21 protein-coding genes are annotated in these 22,563 nt (G+C 72.8%); 9 read left to right on the top strand and 12 right to left on the bottom strand.

Annotated features, from left to right (window positions below):
* Position 1 precedes the first annotated feature (1 nt).
* Positions 2 to 1,006, bottom strand: coding sequence for a LacI family DNA-binding transcriptional regulator (locus ACFV3I_RS04835; RefSeq protein ID WP_247638345.1), 1,005 nt, complete (start codon positions 1,004 to 1,006; stop codon positions 2 to 4).
* Between the two features lie 147 nt (positions 1,007 to 1,153).
* Between ACFV3I_RS04835 and ACFV3I_RS04830 the strand changes: the two genes are divergently transcribed.
* The 7 genes from ACFV3I_RS04830 to ACFV3I_RS04800 all read left to right on the top strand — a co-directional run bounded on the left by ACFV3I_RS04830 (position 1,154) and on the right by ACFV3I_RS04800 (position 8,425).
* Positions 1,154 to 2,671: a sugar ABC transporter ATP-binding protein gene (locus tag ACFV3I_RS04830; protein ID WP_247638344.1), complete on the top strand. Its 1,518-nt coding sequence runs from the start codon at positions 1,154 to 1,156 to the stop codon at positions 2,669 to 2,671.
* Positions 2,668 to 3,687 (top strand): ABC transporter permease, encoded by a 1,020-nt coding sequence (locus tag ACFV3I_RS04825; protein WP_378822465.1) that lies wholly within the window; start codon positions 2,668 to 2,670, stop codon positions 3,685 to 3,687. Before ACFV3I_RS04830 ends, ACFV3I_RS04825 begins: the two co-directional genes overlap by 4 nt.
* The gene (locus ACFV3I_RS04820; protein ID WP_247638343.1) at positions 3,684 to 4,793 is read left to right on the top strand and encodes an ABC transporter permease; all 1,110 of its coding nucleotides are present in this window, start codon (positions 3,684 to 3,686) and stop codon (positions 4,791 to 4,793) included. Before ACFV3I_RS04825 ends, ACFV3I_RS04820 begins: the two co-directional genes overlap by 4 nt.
* Positions 4,790 to 5,824 (top strand): rhamnose ABC transporter substrate-binding protein, encoded by a 1,035-nt coding sequence (rhaS, locus tag ACFV3I_RS04815; protein WP_136028676.1) that lies wholly within the window; start codon positions 4,790 to 4,792, stop codon positions 5,822 to 5,824. The genes ACFV3I_RS04820 and rhaS overlap by 4 nt, the downstream gene beginning before the upstream one ends.
* Positions 5,825 to 5,878: 54 nt before the next feature.
* Positions 5,879 to 6,262: an L-rhamnose mutarotase gene (locus tag ACFV3I_RS04810; RefSeq protein WP_136028675.1), complete on the top strand. Its 384-nt coding sequence runs from the start codon at positions 5,879 to 5,881 to the stop codon at positions 6,260 to 6,262.
* The gene (gene rhaI, locus ACFV3I_RS04805; protein ID WP_136028674.1) at positions 6,259 to 7,425 is read left to right on the top strand and encodes an L-rhamnose isomerase; all 1,167 of its coding nucleotides are present in this window, start codon (positions 6,259 to 6,261) and stop codon (positions 7,423 to 7,425) included. Before ACFV3I_RS04810 ends, rhaI begins: the two co-directional genes overlap by 4 nt.
* 148 nt (positions 7,426 to 7,573) lie before the next feature.
* On the top strand, positions 7,574 to 8,425 hold the full coding sequence (locus ACFV3I_RS04800) for an alpha/beta hydrolase fold domain-containing protein (RefSeq protein ID WP_240744484.1): 852 nt from the start codon (positions 7,574 to 7,576) through the stop codon (positions 8,423 to 8,425).
* A gap of 22 nt (positions 8,426 to 8,447) precedes the next feature.
* Here the strand turns inward: ACFV3I_RS04800 and ACFV3I_RS04795 are convergent, their stop codons facing one another.
* Positions 8,448 to 9,176, bottom strand: coding sequence for an SDR family oxidoreductase (locus ACFV3I_RS04795; protein ID WP_136028673.1), 729 nt, complete (start codon positions 9,174 to 9,176; stop codon positions 8,448 to 8,450).
* Between the two features lie 146 nt (positions 9,177 to 9,322).
* Here ACFV3I_RS04795 and ACFV3I_RS04790 point away from each other — a divergent pair, with 146 nt between their 5' ends.
* Complete coding sequence (locus ACFV3I_RS04790) at positions 9,323 to 11,473, top strand: nucleoside/nucleotide kinase family protein (protein WP_378822464.1); 2,151 nt, start codon at positions 9,323 to 9,325, stop codon at positions 11,471 to 11,473.
* 17 nt (positions 11,474 to 11,490) lie between these two features.
* On the opposite strand, the gene ACFV3I_RS04785 is transcribed toward ACFV3I_RS04790, so the two are convergent.
* The gene (locus tag ACFV3I_RS04785) at positions 11,491 to 12,474 is read right to left on the bottom strand and encodes a LacI family DNA-binding transcriptional regulator (RefSeq protein ID WP_136028621.1); all 984 of its coding nucleotides are present in this window, start codon (positions 12,472 to 12,474) and stop codon (positions 11,491 to 11,493) included.
* Between the two features lie 69 nt (positions 12,475 to 12,543).
* A complete protein-coding gene (locus tag ACFV3I_RS04780; protein ID WP_378822463.1) occupies positions 12,544 to 13,452 on the bottom strand; it encodes a hypothetical protein in 909 nt (302 codons plus the stop codon).
* Positions 13,453 to 13,536: 84 nt separating this feature from the next.
* Here ACFV3I_RS04780 and ACFV3I_RS04775 point away from each other — a divergent pair, with 84 nt between their 5' ends.
* A complete protein-coding gene (locus tag ACFV3I_RS04775; RefSeq protein ID WP_378822462.1) occupies positions 13,537 to 14,751 on the top strand; it encodes an HAD-IA family hydrolase in 1,215 nt (404 codons plus the stop codon).
* Between the two features lie 18 nt (positions 14,752 to 14,769).
* Here ACFV3I_RS04775 and ACFV3I_RS04770 read toward each other — a convergent pair whose 3' ends face one another.
* The 8 genes from ACFV3I_RS04770 to ACFV3I_RS04735 are packed head-to-tail and all read right to left on the bottom strand — an operon-like array spanning position 14,770 to position 22,560.
* Entirely contained in the window at positions 14,770 to 15,783 is a 1,014-nt protein-coding gene (locus tag ACFV3I_RS04770) for a 1-phosphofructokinase family hexose kinase (RefSeq protein ID WP_378822461.1), read from the bottom strand.
* Between the two features lie 16 nt (positions 15,784 to 15,799).
* Entirely contained in the window at positions 15,800 to 16,534 is a 735-nt protein-coding gene (locus tag ACFV3I_RS04765; RefSeq protein ID WP_136036972.1) for an SDR family oxidoreductase, read from the bottom strand.
* The gene (locus ACFV3I_RS04760; protein ID WP_378822460.1) at positions 16,531 to 17,286 is read right to left on the bottom strand and encodes a class II aldolase/adducin family protein; all 756 of its coding nucleotides are present in this window, start codon (positions 17,284 to 17,286) and stop codon (positions 16,531 to 16,533) included. Before ACFV3I_RS04760 ends, ACFV3I_RS04765 begins: the two co-directional genes overlap by 4 nt.
* The gene (locus tag ACFV3I_RS04755) at positions 17,273 to 18,757 is read right to left on the bottom strand and encodes a rhamnulokinase family protein (protein WP_378822459.1); all 1,485 of its coding nucleotides are present in this window, start codon (positions 18,755 to 18,757) and stop codon (positions 17,273 to 17,275) included. Before ACFV3I_RS04755 ends, ACFV3I_RS04760 begins: the two co-directional genes overlap by 14 nt.
* A 1-nt stretch (position 18,758) precedes the next feature.
* Positions 18,759 to 19,526 (bottom strand): SDR family oxidoreductase, encoded by a 768-nt coding sequence (locus tag ACFV3I_RS04750; RefSeq protein WP_136028608.1) that lies wholly within the window; start codon positions 19,524 to 19,526, stop codon positions 18,759 to 18,761.
* Positions 19,527 to 19,585: 59 nt separating this feature from the next.
* Positions 19,586 to 20,584, bottom strand: coding sequence for an ABC transporter substrate-binding protein (locus ACFV3I_RS04745; RefSeq protein WP_136028622.1), 999 nt, complete (start codon positions 20,582 to 20,584; stop codon positions 19,586 to 19,588).
* Between the two features lie 51 nt (positions 20,585 to 20,635).
* The gene (locus ACFV3I_RS04740; RefSeq protein ID WP_136028609.1) at positions 20,636 to 21,718 is read right to left on the bottom strand and encodes an ABC transporter permease; all 1,083 of its coding nucleotides are present in this window, start codon (positions 21,716 to 21,718) and stop codon (positions 20,636 to 20,638) included.
* On the bottom strand, positions 21,715 to 22,560 hold the full coding sequence (locus ACFV3I_RS04735) for an ATP-binding cassette domain-containing protein (RefSeq protein WP_136028610.1): 846 nt from the start codon (positions 22,558 to 22,560) through the stop codon (positions 21,715 to 21,717). The genes ACFV3I_RS04740 and ACFV3I_RS04735 overlap by 4 nt, the downstream gene beginning before the upstream one ends.
* Positions 22,561 to 22,563 lie beyond the last annotated feature (3 nt).

The raw sequence follows: 22,563 nt of genomic DNA, 5'->3' as shown, positions 1-22,563 counted from the left end.
GTCACGCGCCGGTCGTGGAGCGCCGCGCCACCAGCTCGGGGCGGAACAGCACGTGCTCGGGCTCCGGCGCCCGCTCCCCCTGACCCTGCAGCAACAGATCGACCGCGGTGGAGCCGATCAGGGCGGCGGGCTGACGCACCGAGCTGAGCGGGATCACGGCGGCCGCGGCGAAGTCGATGTCGTCGTAGCCGATGATCGCGATGTCGTCGGGCACCCGGGCGTCTCCGGTCATCACGAGGCTCTGCAGCAGGCCGAGCGCGACGAGGTCGTTCGCCGCGAACACGGCATCCGGACGATCCGCCGGGGCGCGGCCGAGGATCCGCGACCCCGCCTGCCTCCCCTCCTCGACCGTGAGAGCGGCGGTCGCGAGGAACTCCAGGGCGACCCCGGCGTCGGCGGCCGCGGCCTGTGCCCCGCTGAGCCGGTCGGACACCTGCCGCAGCGACACGGGCCCCCCGACGAAGGCGATCCGCCGACGGCCGACCGCGAGCAGATGCTCCATGGCGATGCGGCCGCCCTCCACGTCGTCCACGGCGACCGAGGCGAAGCGCTCGTCCTGCGACTCCCGGTCGACGAGCACCGCGTGCGTGCCGCGCTCGTGCATGCGTGCCAGGCGCGGCAGCGACTCGGCCACGGGCGTCACCAGCACGCCCGTCACCCGCTGCTCCTCGAACAGGTCGAGGTGCATGGCCTCGCGCTCCTGCTTCTCGTCGCTGTTGGCCACCAGCACCGAGAGCCCGTGCTGATCGGCGCGCTCCTCGGCGCCGCGGATCACCTCAGCGAAGAAGGGGTTGCGGATGTCGAGCACGACCAGTCCGATGGTGCGGCTGCGTCCGGCGCGGAGCTGCCTGGCCGCGTCGTTGCGCACGAAGCCGAGCCGATCGATCGACGCCTGGACCCTGGCCACCGTCTCGGCGGCCACCTTCTCCGGCCGGTTGAGGACGTTCGACACCGTGCCGACCGAGACACCCGCGTCCTCCGCGACCTCGCGCACGCTGACCGCCATCCGCGACCTCCCGTCCTCCGGCGTGTGAAACGACTCACATTCCGCTCGGGACTCACACTCTCACGCCGTCTTGACAGCAGTCAACACATCGCCTAATCTCATCTCCGACAGGGTTTGAAACGATTCATTCCCTCAATGGAGAGAGAAATGATGTCCTCACCCGCGACGGCGCCCGTGCTCGAGCTCGCCGACGTCCAGAAGGCCTTCGGCTCGGTGATCGCCCTGCGCTCCGGCACGATCACGGTCGACCCCGGCTCCATCCACGCGCTCGTCGGCGAGAACGGTGCCGGGAAGTCCACGCTCGTGAAGATCGTCGCCGGCCTCTACCAGCGCGACGCCGGAACGTTCCGCCTGAACGGGGCCGACGTGGACTTCACCTCCACCGCCCAGTCCAAGGCAGCCGGTGTCGCCGTCATCTACCAGGAGCCGACCCTCTTCCCCGACCTGTCGGTGACCGAGAACATCTTCATGGGCCGCCAGCCCCTCGGACGCTTCGGCCGCATCGACCGGAAGGCCATGCGGCACGAGGTCGAGCGGCTCTTCACCCGCCTCGGCGTCACCATCGATCCCGACCGCCCCGCGGAGGGGCTCTCGATCGCCGACCAGCAGGTGATCGAGATCGCCAAGGCCGTCTCCCTCGACGCGGCACTGCTCATCATGGACGAGCCCACCGCCGCCCTGTCCGGCGTGGAGGTCGAGCGCCTGTTCGCGATCGCGCGCAGCCTGCGCGACGAGGGGCGCGGCCTCATCTTCATCTCGCACCGCTTCGACGAGGTGTTCGCCCTCTGCGACACCGTCACCGTGATGCGTGACGGCGCGTACATCGCCACCTCCGCCGTGGCCGACACCACGGTCGACGAGCTCGTGCGCCAGATGGTGGGCCGCGAGGTCGCCGAGCTGTTCCCCAAGCAGGAGGCCGCGATCGGCGAACCGCTGCTCGAGGTGGAGGGCCTCACCAGCCCCGGGCTCTTCCACGACATCTCCTTCACCGTGCGCGCGGGCGAGATCGTCGGACTCGCCGGGCTCGTCGGCGCGGGACGCAGCGAGGTCGCCCGGGCCGTGTTCGGCGTGGACGGCTACCGCGAGGGCACGGTCCGCATGACCGGCCGGCGCATCCCGCCGCGGCGCCCCGTCGACGCCATGCGGGCGGGACTCGCGCTCGTCCCCGAGGACCGTCGCAAGCAGGGCCTCGTGATCGAGTCCGGCGTGGGCGGCAACATCACCCTCGCGATCCGCCGGCGTCTGGCCCGGCTCGGCCTGCTGACGACCGCGATGGAGAACCGGGCCGCCCGTGAGTGGGCCTCGCGCCTCGAGGTGAAGACGCACGCGCTCGACACGGTCGCCGCCACCCTCTCCGGCGGCAACCAGCAGAAGGTCGTCCTGGCGAAGTGGCTCGCGACGCAGCCCCGGGTGCTGCTGATCGACGAGCCCACCCGCGGCATCGACGTCGGCACCAAGTCCGAGGTGCACCGGCTGCTCTCCCAGCTCGCCGGCCAGGGCATGGGCATCCTCATGATCTCGTCGGAGCTGCCCGAGGTGCTCGGCATGGCCGACCGGGTGCTGGTGATGCGCGAGGGTCGCATCACCGCCGAGATCCCCCGCTCGGAGGCCACCTCCGAGAACGTCATGTTCGCCGCGACGCACGCATCGGAGCTCTCCTCGTGACCACCGCCATCCCCGTCTCCGCGCTCACCACGCGCATCTCCGGCCTCGGCAGGGCGCGCGAGTTCGGCATCCTGCTCGCCCTGGTGCTCGTGATCACCGCCGCGACCCTCAACAACCCGAAGTTCCTGTTCAGCGCCGACGGCTGGCGCGACCTGCTGCTCACGCCCTCGATCCTCGTGCTCGTCGCGGTCGGTCAGGCCATCGTGCTCATCACCCGCAACGTCGACCTCTCCGTCGGCTCGGTCATGGGCCTCACGGCCTACCTCACCGGACGGCTCTTCATCGACGTGCCCGGCATCCCCATCGTGCTGGTCGTGATCGCCGCCGTCGTGCTCGGCGCCCTCCTCGGACTCGTCAACGGCGCCCTCGTCGCCTACGCGAAGGTGCCCGCCATGGTCATCACGCTCGGCACGCTCTACGCCTACCGGGGCATCAACGTGCTGTGGACCGGCAGCGACCGCGTCAACGCCTCCGACCTCCCCCGCGACTTCCTGGCGCTGGGCACCGGACAGCTCCTGGGCATCCCGATCCTCGCGGTCGTCGCGGTGATCGTGCTCGCCGCGGCCGCCTGGTACCTGAAGAACACGCGCGGCGGGCGGGAGTTCTACGCGATCGGCTCCGACCCCGCAGCCGCCGAGCTGTACGGCCTGCGCGTCACGCGCCGCGTGCTGACCGCGTTCGTCCTGTCGGGTGCCCTCGCCGGGCTCGCCGGGGTGTTCTACGCGGCACGCTACGGCACCATCAACTCCCAGGCCGGAGCCGGATGGGAGCTCGACGCGGTCGGCGCCGCGGTGATCGGCGGCGTCGCCATCACGGGCGGCATCGGCTCGGTCTGGGGTGCGGCGATCGGAGCCGTGCTGCTGCTCACCATCAACCGTGCCCTGCCGATCCTCGGCATCCCCGACTTCTGGCAGCGCGCCGTCGTCGGCCTGCTCATCATCGGCGCCATCGTGCTCGACCGCGTGCTCGCGGTCCGGCAGAGACGGCGGCTCATCGAGGCGAGGGACCAGTCATGACCACCGCGACCACCACCACCGCGAGCGCCCGCGTCATCCGCGACTACGACAAGCCGCTGTGGCGCCGGCTGCTCCTCACGCGCGAGGCCGCGATCGTCGGGCTGCTGATCGTCGTGGCCGTCGTGGCCGCCACGAGCATCCGCGGCTTCGGTCAGCCGATCACCCTCACCTACCTGCTGCTCGACATCGCCCCGATCCTGCTGATCGCGCTGCCGATGACGCTGATCATGATCACGGGCGAGATCGACCTCTCGGTCGGCAGCATGGTCGGACTGTCCAGCGTGGTCACCGGAGCGCTCGTGCAGGGCGGCCTCCCGTTCGAGGTCGCCGCGCTCGCCGCGCTCGCGGTCGGCATCGTCGGCGGCGCGTTCAACGGCTTCCTGGTGACCGTCGTCGGGCTCCCCTCGCTCGCGGTCACGATCGGCACGCTCGCGCTCTACCGCGGCCTCGCGGTGGGCCTGCTCGGCACGGCCGCCGTCACCGACTTCCCGGAGTTCTGGAGCGACCTCGCGAAAGCCAAGATCGCCGGCACCCCCATCCCCGTCATCACCATCCCGTTCCTGGTGCTGGTGGCCGTGTTCGCGGTCCTGCTGCACTTCACCCCGTTCGGTCGCGGCGTGTACGCGGTGGGACTGTCGAAGGACGCCGCGCACTTCTCCGGCGTGCACGTCGAGCGCACCAAGCTCGTGCTCTTCGTGCTCTCCGGCGCGGTCGCCGCCTTCGCCGGCATCTTCTACACGCTCCGCTACGGCAGCGCCCGCGGCGACAACGCCACCGGCCTCGAGCTCCAGGTGATCGCCGCCGTCGTCCTCGGCGGGGTGTCCGTCTTCGGCGGTCGCGGCAAGATCTACGGCGTCATCGCCGCCGCCTTCCTCATCGGGGCGCTCGCGAGCGCGCTCCGCCTGGTGAACGTCACCTCCGACGTCATCAACATCATCACCGGCACGCTCCTCGTGATCTCGGTGGTGGCCGCAAGCGTCCTGGCCTGGCTGCAGAAAGCACGCCGCCGACCGGGCAGAACCCCCGCCGGTGCCGGCACCACAGCGCCAGGGGCACCGATGGACGCCGCGACCGCGGCATCCCCCGACGAAAGGAACGAACAATGACGTTTGCACGCAAGCGCGTGACCGCCTTCGCCGCCCTCGCGGTGGCCGCGGCGGTCGCCCTCACCGGCTGCGCCGGATCCGGCGACGGCGGCAGCGGCAGCGGCGGAGAAGGCGGCGGCGACGCCTCGATCACCTTCCTGCCCAAGAACCTCGGCAACCCGTACTTCGACACGTCCAGCGAGGGCGGCAAGAAGGCCGTCGAGGAGTTCGGCGGCACGTTCTCCGAGGTGGGACCGGCCGAGGCCACGCCCGACGCCCAGGTCAGCTACATCAACACCGCCACGCAGCAGGGCGTCGGCGCGCTCGTCGTCTCGGCGAACGACCCCAAGGCCATCTGCGACGCCCTGAACGAGGCCCGCGACGCGGGTGTCAAGGTCGTCACGTTCGACTCCGACACCAACACCGAGTGCCGCGACCTGTTCATCAACCAGGCCGACTCCGAGGGCATCGCGAAGGTGCAGATCGACCAGATCGCCGAGCAGATCGGCGGCGCGGGCGAGATCGCGATCCTCTCCGCCTCGGCCAACGCGACCAACCAGAACGCGTGGATCGACCTGATGAAGGAGTACGTCGCGAGCGACTACCCCGACATCACGATCGTCGAGACCGTGTACGGCGACGACGACGACCAGACGTCCTTCGACAAGACGGCGGCACTGCTGCAGAGCCACCCCGACCTGAAGGGCATCGTGTCGCCCACCACGGTCGGCATCGCGGCCGCCGCGCGCTACCTCTCCACGTCCGACTACAAGGGCACCGTGGCCCTCACCGGGCTCGGCACCCCGAACCAGATGCGCGAGTACGTCGAGGACGGCACCGTCACGTCGTTCGCGCTGTGGAACCCGGAAGACCTCGGCTACCTCGCCGCGTTCGCCGCCCACGCCCTCATCGCCGGCGACATCACCGGCAAGGAAGGCGACACGTTCGACGCGGGCGACCTCGGCGAGTACACGGTCGGCGCCGACGGCGTCGTGCTGCTGGGCGACCCGTTCGTGTTCGACGCCGACAACATCGGCGACTTCGACTTCTGAGTCGCCCGTCCGGCCGGTGCCGCGTGGCACCGGCCGGACACCGAAAGGACCCTCATGACCCGCGTGGCCTTCCAGCTCCAGGTGCGCCCCGAGCTGCTCGACGAGTACGTGGCCAGGCACTCCCCCGTGCGGCCGGAGATGCTGGCGGAGATCGCCGCCGCCGGACGACGCGACTACAGCCTCTTCCTCGGCGCCGGCGGCACGCTCTTCGGCTACTACGAGACCGACGACGACCGGGCGGCCCAGGCGTACCTCGCCGCGTCGCCCGTCGCCGCGCGGTGGGAGGCCGAGATGAGCCGCTTCTTCGTGGGCCTCGACGGCCGCCCCGATCAGGCCGCCACCTCCCTCACCGAGGTATTCCACCTCGAAGACCAGCTCGCCGCGGCGAGCGCCACCGACTCCTCCGCCACCACCGACACCGAAGGCCGTGCATCGTGAGCATCCTCACCCCCGACATCCTCGCCGCGCTCGAGAAGCAGAGCATCGAGCTGCCCAGCTGGGCCTTCGGCAACTCCGGCACCCGGTTCAAGGTGTTCGGCACGCCGGGCACCCCGCGCGACCCCTACGAGAAGATCGCCGACGCCGCCCAGGTGCACGCGCACACCGCCCTCGCGCCGACCGTGGCGCTGCACATCCCGTGGGACCTGGTCGACTCCTTCGACGACCTGCGCCGTCACGCCGAAGACCACGGCGTGACGCTCGGCACCGTCAACTCCAACACCTTCCAGGACGACGACTACAAGTTCGGCGCGCTCACGCACGAGGACGCCGCGATCCGCCGCAAGGCCATCGACCACCACCTCGCGTGCATCGACGTCATGGACGCCACGGGCAGCCGCGACCTGAAGATCTGGCTCGCCGAGGGTTCCAACTACCCCGGGCAGGCCGATCTGCGCGGTCGTCAGGACCGCCTGCACGACTCGCTGCAGCAGATCTACGCGCGCCTCGGCGACGACCAGCGGCTCGTGCTCGAGTACAAGTTCTTCGAGCCCGCGTTCTACCACACCGATGTGCCGGACTGGGGAACGTCGTACGCCCAGGTGAGCGCGCTCGGCGACAAGGCCCTCGTGTGCCTCGACACCGGTCACCACGCGCCGGGCACGAACATCGAGTTCATCGTGATGCAGCTGCTGCGGCTCGGCAAGCTCGGCTCGTTCGACTTCAACTCCCGCTTCTACGCCGACGACGACCTCATCGTCGGCGCGGCCGACCCGTTCCAGCTGTTCCGCATCCTGTTCGAGGTGATCCGCGGCGGCGGCCTGAACAACCCCGACGTCGCCTTCATGCTGGACCAGTGCCACAACGTCGAGGACAAGATCCCCGGGCAGATCCGTTCCGTGCTGAACGTGCAGGAGATGACCGCGCGTGCCCTGCTGGTGGACCGCGAGGCGCTGTCTGCCGCGCAGCGCTCGGGCGACGTGCTGACGGCGAACGCCGTGTTCATGGACGCGTTCTCGACCGACGTGCGCCCGGCGCTCGCGGAGTGGCGCGAGTCGCGCGGCCTGCCGGCCGACCCGATGGCCGCCTACGCGGCGTCCGGGTACCAGCAGCGCATCGCGGAGGAGCGCGTGGGCGGCGTGCAGGCCGGCTGGGGAGCCTGACCCACCGGCGCGAACCGTCGCTCGTCTGCCATGCTCGACGCATGTCCTCCCCCGACGAGAAGCCCTCCCGCCGCGGCGCGATCATCGGTCTGCTGTTCTTCGTGATCGGCACCCCGCTCGCGGTCTGGCTGCTGTACACGGTGCTGCCGTGAGCGCGGACCTCCACATCGCCGACCGGGTGCTGGACGGACCGCACGGAGCGCTGCGCGTACGCCTCTACACCCCGGCGTCGCCGACCGGCGCGGGTCTCGTCTGGGCGCACGGCGGAGGCTTCGCGGGCGGCGACCTCGACATGCCGGAGGCGGATGCGGTGGCGCGGGCCTTCGCGGCGCACGGCATCGTCGTCGTGAGCGTGGACTACCGCCTGGCGCCGATGACCCCGGACTGGACGAGCCGCCTGGGCTCGCCGGAGCGCGGCGGCATCCACTACCCGGTGCCGCACGACGAGATGGTCGCCGCGTTCCGCTGGGCCGTGTCCTCCCCGATCGCCGCGCGGGGATGGGCGATCGGCGGCGCGAGTGCGGGCGGCAACCTCGCCGCCGGCGCCGCCCTGCGACTGACCCACGACGGCGGACCGGTCCCGGGCCTCGCGGTCCTGGCCTACCCGACGCTCCAGGCCGTTCAGGACGCCCCCACCCGCGAGCTGCGCGCCCTGCTGGACGCGCAGCCGGACGCCGACGTCTTCACCGCCGCGTTCGTGCGCGGCATGTACGAGAACTATCTGGGCGGACCGCTGGACCGCGCCGACGTCTACGCGATCCCGGGGACCGCCGCGCCCGCGCAGCTCGCGGGCTTCCCCCCGACGATCATGGTCAACGACGAGACGGACGAGCTGCGCATGTCGGGAGAGGCCTTCGCGCGCGCCCTCTCGGCCGCCGGCGTCGACGTCGACGTGTCGACCGAGCCGGGCACCACCCACGGGCACCTCAACCGCCCGGACGCTCCGGCGTTCGCGGCCACCGTCGAGCGCTTCGCCGAGCGCCTGCGACAGCTTCCCTGAGGTGCCGGGCGCCGTGGCCGCCTCAGCGACTGGTGTAGCCGCCGTCGATGGGGAGCGAGACGCCCGAGATCATCGCGGCGCCGTCGCCCAGCAGGAAGACGATGGGGGCGGCGATGTCGTCTTCGGTGGCCCACCGGTGCAGAGGCATCGCGTCGAGGAAGGGACCCTCGATCTCGGGGCGTCCCCAGTACCAGGCCGACATCGGCGTCATCACCACGGTCGGGTTGACGCTGTTGACCCGGATGCCGTGGCCGCCCAGCTCGAGCGCCGAGACGCGCGTGATGTTGTCGAGCGCCGCCTTGGACGAGCCGTAGGAGATGTGCCCGGCGAGGGCGACGAGGCTCGCCTGGCTCGACACGTTCACGATCGCGCCGCCCTTGCCCCCGCGGATCATCTCGCGCGAGGCGTACTTGGTCACCAGCAGGGCCCCGCGCGCGTTGATGCTCATGACCCGGTCGAACACCGAGATGTCGGTGTCCATGGGGGTGGCGATCTCGCCGCCCCAGCCGCCGCAGTTGACGACGCCGTAGAGGTCGCGGCCCTCGATCGCCGCGCGGATCTCGCCCTCGTCCTCGAGGTCGAAGGCGAGCGGCGTGGCGCCGGTCTCGCGTGCGATGTCGGCGACGCTCTCCGCGGTGCGGCCCGCGGCGAGCACGTCGGCCCCGGCCGCGACGAGGTGGCGGACGGTCGCGCCGCCGATGCCGCCGCCGGCGCCGGTGACGAGGATGGTGCGGCCCTGGAATTCGGTCATGCGCGTCTCTCTCCATCGAGGGGTGTTGTCCTGTGCCCCGGGTCGCTTGACACCGGTGACATGGCCAGCGTAGCGTGCTCCGCAGTCGCCCACATCGTCCCTCGCCCTCCGATGCCCCGCGTCGACCACAGGAAGACCACGAAGCCGTGATCCAGACCCCGCCGCCCGCGCCCGACTCCGACGTCGCGCTCTCCGACCTCGTGGAACGGGCGCGGCGTCTCATCGCCGACGGCCGCCGCCGCATCCTCGGGATCGCCGGCACCCCCGGCGCCGGGAAGTCGACGGTGAGCGCCGCCCTCCTCGACGCGCTCGGGCCGCAGGCGGTGGTCGTGGGCATGGACGGCTTCCACCTCGCGAACGCCGAGCTCGTGCGCCTCCATCGCCGCGACCGCAAGGGCGCCCCCGACACCTTCGACGTCGACGGCTACCTCGCCCTGCTGCGGCGGCTCCGGGCCCCGGCCGACGGCGTCGTGTACGCCCCCGCGTTCGACCGCGGGCTGGAGGAGCCGATCGCCTCCGCGATCCCGGTCCCCGCCGACGTGCCGCTGATCATCACCGAGGGCAACTACCTCCTGCACACCGGACACGGATGGGAGCGCGTGCGCGAGCTGCTCGACGAGAGCTGGTTCCTCGACATCGAGCCGGACACGCGCCGGCGGCGGCTGGTGGCACGACGTCGCAGCCACGGCCATCCCCTCGACGAGGCGACCGCGTGGGTGCGCGACGTGGACGAGGCGAACGCCGCCGTGGTCGAGGGGAGCCGCGCGCGCGCCGACCTCGTCGTGCGGCTCTCGTCACCCGCCGCCCCGGCCGCCCCGATCGCCCTCGCGGCCGGGACGCTGCAGCGGCTGCCCGCCGCCGTCGCCCGCCCCGCCTACGACCGGGCCCGCGTGCGACCCGGCATCGTGCACCTCGGCGTCGGCAACTTCCACCGCGCGCACGAGGCCATGTTCGTCGACCGGCTCCTGGCCGCGGGAGACGCGGACTGGGGCATCTCCGGCGTCGGCCTGCTGCCCCACGACGCCGCCATGCGCGACGCCCTCGCCGCGCAGGACGGGCTGTACACGCTCGTGACCGTGACGCCCGACGGCACGGAGTCGGCCCGCGTGATCGGCGCGCTCACGGAGTATCTCTTCGCGCCCGACGACCCCGAGGCCGTCCAGGCGCGCCTGAGCGACCCCGCCACGCGCATCGTCTCGCTCACGATCACCGAGGGCGGCTACGGGATCGACGAGCGCACCGGCGCCTTCGTGCCGCAGGACGCCGCGACCCTCGCCGACCTCGACGACGCCGCGCACGGGCGCGGTACCCCGCCCCGGAGTGCTCTCGGACACCTCGCCGCCGCCCTCGCCCGCCGCCGCGCGGCCGGGGTCGCGCCGTTCACCGTCCTGTCGTGCGACAACATCCCCGGCAACGGCGGCGTCGCCCGCACGGCTCTCAGCGGCTTCGCCGACCGGCTCGACCCGGAACTCGGGGCCTGGATCCGCACGAACGTGGCGTTCCCCCATTCGATGGTCGACCGCATCACCCCGGTGACCACCGACGAGACCCGCGCGCTCGTCCGGGAGCGCTTCGGCGTGGACGACCGGTGGCCGGTGCGCTCCGAGGACTTCGTGCAGTGGGTGCTCGAGGACCGTTTCCCGCTCGGCCGCCCGGCGTTCGACACGGTCGGCGTGCAGCTCGTCGACGACGTCGAGCCGTACGAGCTCATGAAGCTCCGGCTGCTGAACGCCTCGCACCAGGCGATGAGCTACCTCGGCATCCTCGCCGGGGCGACCATGGTGCACGAGGTGTGCGCGGACCCGCTCTTCCGCACCTTCCTGCGCGGGTACATGCAGCAGGAGGCCGTTCCCACCCTGCGACCCGTACCGGGCATCGACCTCGACGCGTACGGGGAGCAGCTGCTCGCCCGGTTCGGCAGCACGGCCGTGCGCGACACCCTCGCCCGGCAGGTCGTGGACGGCTCCGACCGCATCCCCACCTTCCTGCTCCCGGTCGTGCGGGAGCGGCTCGCCACGGGCGGCTCGATCGCGCACGCCGTGCTCGTGCTCGCGGCCTGGAGCGTCTTCCTCGAGGGTGCCGCGGAAGACGGGACGCCGACCCCGGTGTCCGACCGCCGGCTCGCCCTGCTGCGCGCGGCGGTGGCCGCCGAGGCCGCGGAACCCGGCGCGTTCCTGGACTGCACGGAGGTCTTCGGCGATCTGGGGCGCGACGCACGGCTGCGGGCGGAGTTCGTCGCCGCGCGCGCCTCGCTCCGCACGCTCGGGGCCCGCGCGAGCATCGCCGCCCTGGGCTGACCCGCGGGTCGAGGGGTTCAGACCGGGGCGGCCCCGGTGCGGCACGACTCGCGCTCGACCAGGTCGACGTCGATCACAGCGACCGCCGGCCCTGCGGGCTCCGCACCGCCGAGCCGGTCGAAGATGCGCTCCGCGGCGAGCGTGCCCAGGCGATACGGGTCCTGGTCGATCACGGTGAGCGCCGGCGTCAGAACGTCGGCCATCGGGAAGTCGCCGAAGCCGACGATCGCGAGGGGCTCGTCGCGCAGCGCCGCGGCGAGCGCCATCGAGCACCGCGCGTTGGCCGAGAAGAGGGCGGTGGGCGGGTCGTCGAGGGCCCGCAGCTGCGCCACCGCCTGCCGCGCCGCCTCCCGATCCGAGACGCCGGACCGCACCAGCTCAGCGTCGGCCGCGATCCCCGCCTCCGCGAGCCCGCGTCGCCAGCCCTCCAGCCGGTTCGCCTCGGTGGACAGGTGCACGGCGTCGCCGACGTAGGCGATCCGCCGGTGCCCGTGGCCGATCAGGTGCTGCACCGCCGCCACGGCCCCGCGCTCGTCGGCCTCGACGAACGTGTCGGCGTCGAGGCCGACGGGCGCCCGGTCGACGAACACGATCGGCGTGTGCTCGCGCCACCGTTCCAGCCAGGAGTGGTCGACCCCGACCGGGGCGATCACCAGTCCCGACAGCTGCCGGCCGAGCATCGACTCGATCGCCGGACGCTCCCCCTCCGGGTCGGACCCCAGACTCGTGACGAGCGTGGACAGTCCGCGCCCGCGCGCAACGTCTTCGATGGCGCGGGCGATCGAGGCGAAGAACGGGTCGACGATGTCGGGCACCGCGACCCCGATGACCGAGGTCCGCCCGGCGCGGAAGGTGGTGGCCAGCACGTTGGGGACGTAGTTGAGCTCGCGCATGGCCTGCTCGACCAGGGCCCTGGTGTGCGGCAGCACGTGCGGGTCGTCGTTGAACACGCGCGAGACCGTCTTGGTGCTCACGCCCGCGCGCGCGGCGACGTCACGCATGGTCGTCACAGGTACCTCCTCGCCCCCGGGGCGGGGCAGCCTCCGGCCACCCTACCGGCCGCGCCGCGCTCAGCCGCGCCCGTCGACGGCGGCGGCCAGCTCGCGCAGTCGCGGCAGCGCGCGGGTCGTCAGCAGTTCCTCGCGGCGGGCGGCGTCGTACGAGAGGCTGTCCTTCCACAGCGAGCGTCCGGCCATCGCTCCCGCCGCCCCGTTCGCGACCGCCGTGGTGACCTGACCGATGAAGGTCTCGTGGTCGACCCCGGCCGACAGCACCGCCCACGGCACCCCCTGGGCCGCCTCGGTCACCGCGGCGCTGGCCTCGGCGGATCCCGGGTACTGCAGCTTGAGGATCTTCGCACCGGCCGCGACGGCGAGCGCGGCCCCCTCGGCGACGAGCGCCGGGAAGGCGTCCGCGTACTCCTCCTCGGTCTCGTCGTCGAGGCGGTAGGTGAGCAGCTCGACGATCAGCAGGAGTCCCTCCGCCTCGCATTCGGCGATGAGCGCGCGCATCTCGTCGGCGACGCGGGAGTCGCGCCCCTGCCGGTCGGGCCGCGTGTAGTAGAGCATCTTGGCGACCCCGCCGCCGAGCTCGCGCACCGTGCGCGGGGTGGCCCCGGGCACGAAGCGGGTGTAGCGCAGACCGTCGACGGTCTCGAAACCGGACGCGTCGAGGCCCACCACGAGGGCGGTGTCGCGGTCGAGCACGCCGTCGTCGACGACGGCCGGCAGGGCGACCTCGGGGTCGAGCAGGATGGCCGGCGCGTGCACGGCAAGGTGGCGCACGAGGTCGGCCTTCACCGCCGACAGCTCTTCGCGGGTGATGGCGTCGGGGCCGCCCGGTGCGTCGGGGATGGCGGCCTTCATGCCGTTGCGCTGGTCGGCGGCGACGATGAGCATGCCGCCGTCGGGGGTGGAGAGGGACTGCAGGGCACGGCGTTCGAGCGTCGTGAGCGGGTTGGCGACGGTGCGGGTGAGCATGGGTTCCTCTTCTCGTGGGCAGAAACCGATGATCCGCGGAAAATCAACCATGACACCGGTGTCTTTGTCTTCTATGGTGGGGGTATGACCGAGACCTGTCAACCGTCGGACGCCCGCGTGGTCGTCGTGGCCGGGGTCGCGGGAAGCGGCAAGACCACCCTCGGCCGCGCCCTCGCCGCCGAGCTCGGCGTCCCGCTCCTCGACCTCGACGCCGTCACCGCTCCCCTCCTCGACGCCCTTCCGCCCGAGCTCTGGGGCGGCCACTGGCTGCGCGGGCCGCACGCCGCCGCCGTGCGCGAGGGCCGCTACGCCGCGCTGCGGGCCGTGGCCGCCGACGCCGTCGCCACCGCGGGCGGAGCCGTGCTCGTGGCCCCCTTCACGCGCGAGCTGCAGGGCGGAACGGCGTGGGAGCTGCTCCGCGCCGCGGTGGCTCCGGCGACCCCGCACGTGATCCATCTCACGGGCGACCCCGAGCTGCTCGCCGCGCGACGCGCCGAACGGGCTGCCCCGCGAGACCTCCACCGCGCCGACGAGACCCCGCCTCCCCCGGCGATCCCGGTGACCCGCATCGACGCCGACCTGTCGACCGCGCAGCAGCTCGCGCGCGTGCGCGTCGTCGTCGGGCCGCGTCCGTCGCTCGACCCCGACGCCCTGGTCTTCCGCCGGACGTTCGACGCGGTGCTGTTCGACCTCGACGGCACCCTCGTCGACTCCACCGCCTCGGTCATCCGGTCGTGGCGCCGCTTCGCCGCCCACTACGGCGTCTCCGCCGAGGCCCTGCACGAGAACCACGGGCAGCCCGCCCGCGTGCTCGTGTCGCGGCTGCTCGCCCCCGCGCAGCACACCGAGGGCCTCGACCGCATCCTCGACCTGGAGCTCTCCGACGCGGTCGACCTGCCGAGCGTGCCGGGAGCGCGGGCCCTCTACGACGGGGTCCCCGCGCACCGGCGCGCCATCGTCACCTCGGGAGCCGCACCCCTGGCCGCCGCGCGACTGGCGGCTGCCGGGTTCGCGGCACCGGGGGTGTTCGTCACCGCCGACGACGTCACCCGCGGCAAGCCCGACCCCGAGCCGTTCCGCACCGCGGCGACCCGCCTGGGAGTGGACCCCGCGCGCTGCCTCGTGGTGGAGGACGCAGCCGCGGGGATCGCGGCCGCCCGGGCCGCCGGCTGCACGGTGCTCGCGGTCACCGGCACGGTCGACGCCGAGGCGCTGCCCGCCGACCTGGTCGTGGACGGCCTCGACCGCGTCGCGCTCACCGCCGACGCTGACGGCCTGCACCTGCGCCCGCTCGGCTGACGGGCGCCCGGGGCGGGGTCAGACCGCCGGTTCGGTCAACCGCGTCGCCGGGTCGGGCTCGTCCGTGACGACCGCGCGCGGCGCCGCCTCCACCGCGTCGAGCAGCGTGGTCGGACGGCTCACGGCGAGCGCCCCCCAGGAGGCCGCGGTCGCCGCCGCCGTCGTCAGCGCCGCCCGTCCCCCGGACGCGCCGCCGAGACCGTGCAGGAACCCGGCGAGAGAGGCATCGCCCGCGCCCGCCGTGTTCACGACGACCGGAGCGACCGCCCGCGCGTGGATCACCGCCGCATCCGTCACGACCAGCACGCCGTCGGCACCCATGCTCGTGTACACCGTGGCGACACCGCGGGCGACCAGCTCGCGCGCGGCCTCCGTCACCTCGCCGACCGTGCGCAGCGGACGCCCCACGAGCTCGGCGAGCTCGTGCGTGTTCGGCTTCAGCAGCGCCACCTCCGCCGGGTCGGCCACCAGCTCCGCGAGCGCGGCGCCGCTGGTGTCCACGGCCACGCGCACCCCGGTGCCGCGCACCGCGCGTACGACGTCGGCGATCCGGGCCTCGGCACCGGTCACCTCCGGGAGCGTGCCCGACACCACCAGCCACGAGGCGGCGAGCGCGCGGCACGCCCCCACCACGGCGGACCGTGTCTCGTCCCAGGCCGCGGGTGTGAGCGGCGGCGTCGGCGCGTTGACCTTCGTGGTGGCACCGCCCGCATCGATGATCGACGTGTTGACCCGGGTGGCCCCCGGCACGGTCACGATCCGCAGCACGTCGGCCAGCGGCGACTGCGCCGCGAACGCCACGTCGTCCGCCCCGAGCACCACCACCGCCGCGGTGGCCACCCCGGCCGCGCGCAGCGCCGCCGACACGTTCACGCCCTTGCCGCTGACCTCCCGCTCCCAGCCGGACGCGCGCACGAAGGCTCCGCGCTCGAGGGGGACGGGCAGCCGGTACGTGGCATCGATCGCCCCGGCCGCCGTCAGCGTCACGACGGGCCCGGCGGTCCCCTCCGGCAGCGCACGCGGCTCGGTCACGGCTGATCCCCCTCGCTCAGATCGGCTGCCCGGTCGGCAGCAGCACCAGGTCGCGCACGACCACGTGCGCCGGCCTGGTCAGCATGAACAGCATCGCATCCGCCACGTCCGACGACCGGATACCCGTGCCCTCGGCGATGCGCTCCGCCTCTTCGGGAGAGCCGTGCGCGAAGCCCCACAGCGGATTGAGGACGACCCCGGGCGCGATCGCCCCGATGCGCACCCCGCTGTCGGCGTACTGACGACGCACCGTGTGCACGAACGACTGCACGGCGTGCTTGCTGGCGGAGTACACCGGCTCCCACTCGATGTCCTGGTGCCCCGACACCGAGCTCGTGACGAGGATGTCGCCGCTGCCCTGCGCCAGCAGCGGGGGAAGCGCCGCGCGCACCAGCGCCATCACACCGGTGACGTTGGTGGCCACCACCGCTGCGATCTGCGCGACCGTCGCATCGGCGAGATCGCCGCCGAGATAGATCCCCGCGTTGGGCAGCACGATGTCGAGGCGGCCGTGGCGGCGCAGGGTCTCGGCCACGACGTCCTCGGCGCTCTGCGGCTCCGACACATCGGCGGCGATCGTCGTGACCCGCTCCGGATGCTCCGCGGCGAGCGCCGCGAGCCGCTGCTCGTCGCGCGCCACGGCGACCACGTGGCAGCCGGCTGCCGCGAGCGCCTGCGCGGTCGCCAGCCCGATGCCCGAGCTCGCCCCGGTCAGCAGCGCCACCCGGTCCTTCACCGACACACCGCTCATCGTTCCCCTCCTTCTGCGAGCAGCGCCCGCCGGTAGATCTCATCGGGCCGGGTGTCGATGCGCCGCACCTCGTCGGCCGGCATGAACCGCACCCCGCCCAGCGTCTCGGCACCGATGATCGCCCGCGCGCACTTCTGCGCCATCGCGGTCATCCCGATGACCTGGTCAGCCGTCGCGCCGGTCGCGAACATCCCATGGTTCTGCAGGTACACGGTGACGGGCGGTGAGCCGTGGGCGTCGATGTGCGCCGCGAGCCGCGCCCGCACCTCCCGCGCGAGGGCGAGACCCGGATCGATGTAGGGCACCAGCAGCGGGGCCGCTCCGAGCACCACGATCTGGTCGGGGAACAGCGCACCCTCCACCAGCAGCTCGGGTCTCTGCGAGCACAGCACGGCGTTCACCGCGGTCGGATGCGCGTGGGCGATCACCCGCGCCGGCGTCTGGTCGTAGAGCACCACGTGCAGCAGCGCCTCGACCGAGGGCCGTCGTCCCTCCGCCTCCGCGACGCGGTCGAAGTAGCGGTCGACATCGGTGCCCGTCGCGCGCTCGTCGTCGATGAGCTCGCGCGCCTCGGCGAGCACCAGCGGTACGAAGTCCTCCGGGCGGGCGGCCCCGAGCACGGCGCCCGAGGCCTTGACCAGCATCGTGTCGCCCTCGCGCATCGAGGTGTTGCCCTCGCCGAGGACGGCCGCGTCGAGGGCGGGGTCGCCGAGGCGGCGGCTGAGGGCGGCGAGCAGCTCACGCGAGGTCATGCAGGGGCTCCGATCGGGTGGGGGCGGGGTGGTGGACGCGCGGCGGGCCGTCGCCGTCGTCGACCGGGAGGGCACGGGCGGTCGCGGCGTCGGGCAGGTCGCCGGCGGCGAGCGCGACCTGCAGCAGCACACCGCGGACGGATGCCTCGACGGGCCCGGCGATGACGGGAAGCCCGCTGCGCGCGGCGGTGCGGGCGCACAGCAGGGCGTTGCGCGCGCCGCCGCCGACGATGCGGATGCGCTCCAGGGTGCGTCCGCTCCGGCGGGCGGCGAGTGCGACGGTGTCGGCGTAGGCGACGGCGAGGCTGTCCACGATGGCGCGGACGAGGTCGGCCCTGGTGGACGGCGGCTCGGCCCCGCCCTCGACGCACGCCCGCACCAGCCGCGCGATCAGGTCGTCCGGGGCCTGCAGCGCGGGGTCGGCGGGATCGAAGAGACCGGGGTACGACGACCGGGCCGCCGCGTCGAGCAGCGCGGTGAGCATGTCGAGCGACGGCTCGGCCTCGCCGTCGGCGGCGGCCCACTCGCGCAGCGTCTGCTGCAGCAGCCACATGCCGCTGAGGTTCTTCACCAGCAGGGTGTCGCCCCCGGCGCCGATCTCCTGGGTGAAGCCGTCGCGGCGGGCGCGGTCGTCGCGCAGCAGCGCGGGCAGGGCCACCCCGGCCACCCCCCAGCTCCCGCTGGAGACGACACCGGTCCCCTCGTCGTCGGCGGCGGTCACGGCCATGAATGCGGCGGCGGTGTCGTGCGCCGTCACCGCGAAGACGGGCACGGGGTGCGCGGCGCCGATCGCCGCGGTGACCCGGGCGGTGGTGGGCCCGGCCGACGATCCCGTCGGCACCACGGGAGGGAGCCGGGCGGGAAGACCCGCGGCGAGCGCGGCCGACCAGTCCCCGGTCGCCCGGTCGAGCAGCGCGGTGGTCGAGGCGAGCGAGGGCTCGGCCCCCACCCGCCCGGTGAGCAGGTGCACGACGATGTCGGCGGTCAGCAGGATCGTGTCCTCGGGGTCGCCGATGCCCGCGGACTGGTCCTGCCGCAGCTGATGGGCCGTGTTGATGGCCTGGTCGAGCACCCCGGTGACGGCGTAGTCGGCGGCGAGGTCGCGGCCGGCGGAGGTGCGGGCGGCGAGGTCCGGGTCGGCAGCGCGGTGGTGCCGCACGAACGGACGCAGGGTGCCGTCGACGGTGAGCCGGGCGTAGTCCACGCCCCATGCGTCCACGCCGATGCCGCGCAGCTCCGCTCCCTCCTGCGCGGCGATCGCGACGCCCGCGCGGAGTCCGGCGAGCACGCCGTCGAAGAGCGCAGGCACGTCCCACCCGAGCCCTTCGGCGCGCGGCACCGGGGTGTTGGGGAACCGGGCGGCCTCCCGAACCTCCATCCGGGGCCCTTCCGGCGCGTCGGGGCGCAGCAGGCCGACCATGACGCGCAGGCTCGACGAGCCCAGGTCGACGGCGAGGTAGGCGGCCGTCATGTCAGATCGCGGTGTAGCCGCCGTCGATCACCAGCGTCTGCCCGGTGAGGTACGACGAGGCCGACGAGGCGAGCAGCAGGAGCAGGCCGTCGAGGTCGGCGGGCACGCCCATGCGGCCGGCCGGGATCATCGACACCCAGTCGGCGGCCAGCTCGGGGTTGGCCTCGGTGAACTGGCGGGTCATGTCGGAGAGGATGTAGCCGGGCGCGATGGCGTTGACCCGGATCGCGGGCGCCCACTCCACGGCGAGCGACTTCGCCAGCTGGTCGACGGCGGCCTTCGACGCGTTGTACGACGCCTGATGCTGGGGCACGTTGACCACCCGGCCCGACATCGACGAGATGAGGATCGCGGACCCCTCGCGGCCCTCCGCCCGCAGCGGTCGGGCGAAGGCCTGCGTGCAGTAGAACGTGCCGCTGAGGTTCACGTCGACGACCTTCGCCCACGTGCCGGGATCGACCTCGGTCGAGTCGCCCCAGATGGTGATGCCGGCCGCGGTCACCAGCAGGTCGGCGACGCCGAGCTCCTCGCGCACGGCCGCGAAGGCGCGCTCGACCGAGTCGGCATCGGTGACGTCCACCAGGGCGGCGGCGGTGCGGGCTCCGGTCTCGGATGCCAGCCGCGCGGCGGACTCCTCGACCTCGGGCAGCAGGTCCAGCAGCGCCACGCGCACACCGGCGCGGGCGAGGGCGGTGGCGAGCGAGTAGCCGATGCCGCGGGCGCCTCCGGTGACGACGGCGACCTTTCCGGCGAGATCAGGGAAGCTCATGGGGTCCTCTCGGGGGTGACTCCGGCGACCGGGGGATCCCCCGGTCGCCGGAGGGGGTGTCAGCAGGTCGACTTGTAGACGGCGTCGGCGCCGTCGGTGTCGATGTTCTCCTTGGTGATGACCGTGAACCCGGTCTGGATCTTCTCCTCGGTGGCGTCTCCCTCGAGGGCGGCGAGCGCCTGGGCGACGCCGTCCTTGCCGATGGTGGCCGGCTCCTGGGCGACGAGCGCCTGGACGACGTCGTTGCGGAGCGCCTCGACCTGCGCGGGTCCGGCGTCGAAGCCGACCACGGTCACCTCGCCCTGCTTGCCGGCCTGCTGGATGCCGGTCGCGGTGCCCTCGGCGGCGAACAGGTTGGCGGCGAAGATGCCGACGATGTCCGGGTTGGCCTGCAGCGCGGCGGTCACGATGCGGGCGGCCTCCGCAGGCTCGTTGTGCGAGTACTCGATGCCCAGCGACTCGAACTTCGAGTCCTCGGCGACGGCCTTCTCGAAGCCCTCACCGCGCGCGTCCGACGTGGAGATGCCGGGGTCGATCGAGACCACGAGCACCTTGCCGCCCTCGGGGTGCGCCTTCTGGATGGCCTCGAACGCCGCGGCGCCACCGCCCTCGTTGTCCGACGCGATCTGGGAGACCGCCATCGACGGGTCCTCCAGGGTGGTGTCGACGAGGACGACCTTGATGCCGGCGTCGGCCGCGGCCTGGATGGGCGCCTGCATCGCGGTCACGTCGGTCGGGGCGATGAGCAGCGCGTCGGGCTTGGAGGCGACGAGCGCGTCGACGATCGGCTTCTGCAGCGTCGGGTCGAACTTCTCCGGGCCCTGCACCTGCACCGTCGCTCCGGCCTCCTTGGCCGCTTCTTCGATGCCGCACTGCATGGAGATGTAGAACTCGTCTCCGGCCACGCCCTGCACGAACGCGATGTTGTAGCCGTCGTCGCCGCCGCCGGATCCGCCGTCGCCGCCCGCGTCTCCGCCCCCGCCTGCGCAACCGGCGAGGATGAGCGTCGCGGACGCGCCGAGTGCGGCGATGCTGATCGCTTTCCTGTTCCACTTCATTGTGATCACCGTTCTTCTCTTGACTGTGTGTGGATGGTGGTGGGCCGGGCGTCAGGTACGCCGGCCCCCGCTGACGAACTTGCGCCAGAGGCTCTGGGAGTTGCCGCGCATGGCGGCCGAGCGGCGGACCTGGTCGACGTAGACGGCGGTGATGAGCACCGCGCCGACGGCGACCTGCTGCCAGAACGGCGGCACGCCGGTGATGACGAAGCCGTTCTGCAGCACCGCGGGGATGAACAGGCCCACGACGGTGCCGACGATGGTGCCGACGCCGCCGAAGAGGCTCGTGCCGCCGATGACGACCGCGGCGATCACGTTGAGGTTGGTCTGCGACTGCCCGGCGATCGCGGTGGTGGAGAACTGCGACAGCGAGAGGATGCCCGCGACGCCGGCGAGACCGCCGGAGAGGGTGTAGATCGCGATGAGGTGGCGGTCCACCTTCACGCCCACCCGTCGCGCGGCGAGCTCGCTCGATCCGACCGCGTAGGTGTGCAGGCCGAAGCGGGTGAAGTGCAGCACCACTCCGCCGATCACGATGATCACGAGGGCGATGACCGAGATGGTGGGGATCGTGCCGAGCACGTTGCCGTAGCCGATGGTGGTGGTCAGCACGGCGGGCACCTCACGGATGTCGACGCCGCCGGTGAGGATCTGCGCGAGGCCGAGCGACATGCCCAGCGTGCCGAGCGTGACGATCAGCGGCGGGATCTTCGCCTTGGCGATGAGGAACCCGTTGAGCAGTCCCCAGCCGATGCCGCAGGCGATCGCGACGAGGATGCCGACCACGGCCGTGCCCCAGCCCGCCCCGCCGATGGCGCGCATGACCATGGCCGAGACGACGCCGGAGAACACCAGCACCGAGCCGATCGACAGGTCGATGCCGGCCGTGATGATCACGTACGTCATGCCGACGGCGAGCACGGCGAGGATCGAGGCGTTCTGGATGATCAGCCGGAAGTTCGACCACTGCGCGAACGTGTCGGGTGCCAGCAGGCTGAACACGACGACGATCGCGATCAGCACGAGCAGGATCTGGAAGGCCTGGGCGCGGAGCAGGTTGCGGAAGTAGCCGTTCTTCGGCTCCTCGAGGGTGCCGATCGCCACGGTCTCCGTGGGGGGCTTCGTCGTGCTCATCGGTTCGGCTCCTTGTCAGCGGCTGAGGTCTCGGCGACGTCGCCTTCGGGGGCGACGTCGGCCACGGGCGGGGCGGCGTCGCGGGTCACGGCGCCGGTCATGAGGCCGACGAGCTCCTCCATGGAGGTGTCGGCGGCGGGGATGTTGGCGACGCGCGTGCCCAGGCGCAGCACCTGGATGCGGTCGGAGACCTCCATGACGTGCGGCATGGAGTGCGAGATGAACACCACGGCGATGCCCTTGTCGCGCACCCGGCGGATCGTCTCGAGCACGTTCTGCGTCTGCCGCACGCCCAGCGCCGCGGTGGGCTCGTCGAGGAACACCACGCGCGAGGCCCAGTGCACGGCGCGGGCGATGGCGATGGCCTGCCGCTGGCCGCCCGACATCTCCCCCACCGGCGAGGTGAGCGAGCGCACGGTGGCGCCCAGCTCGTCGAAGGCGGCTCGCGACTGGGCGCGCATCTCCTTGGTCTTCATGAAGCCGAGGGCGCCGGCGACGCCGGTCTGGCGCAGCTCGCGGCCGAGGTACATGTTCTGCACCGGGTCGAGGTGGGGCGCGAGTGCGAGGTCCTGGTAGACGGTCTCGACGCCGAGCGCGCTCACCGCGGACGGCGTGGACATGTCGGCCTCTTCGCCGTCGAACAGGATCGTGCCGGAGTCGACGGCGAGGTTGCCCGAGAGCGCCTTGACGAGCGTCGACTTGCCGGCGCCGTTGTCGCCGATGAGGGCCGTCACCTCCCCCGGATACACCTCGAAGTCGACATCGTTCAGCGCGCGCACGTGGCCGAACTGGCGCGAGAGTCCGCGCGCCTGGAGAACCGGAACCGTAGAACTGAGCGACATGGG

The organism is Microbacterium sp. NPDC059771, assembly GCF_042732495.1.
GTDB lineage: Bacteria > Actinomycetota > Actinomycetes > Actinomycetales > Microbacteriaceae > Microbacterium > Microbacterium sufflavum.
This window is presented reverse-complemented; position numbering and strand designations above follow the sequence as displayed.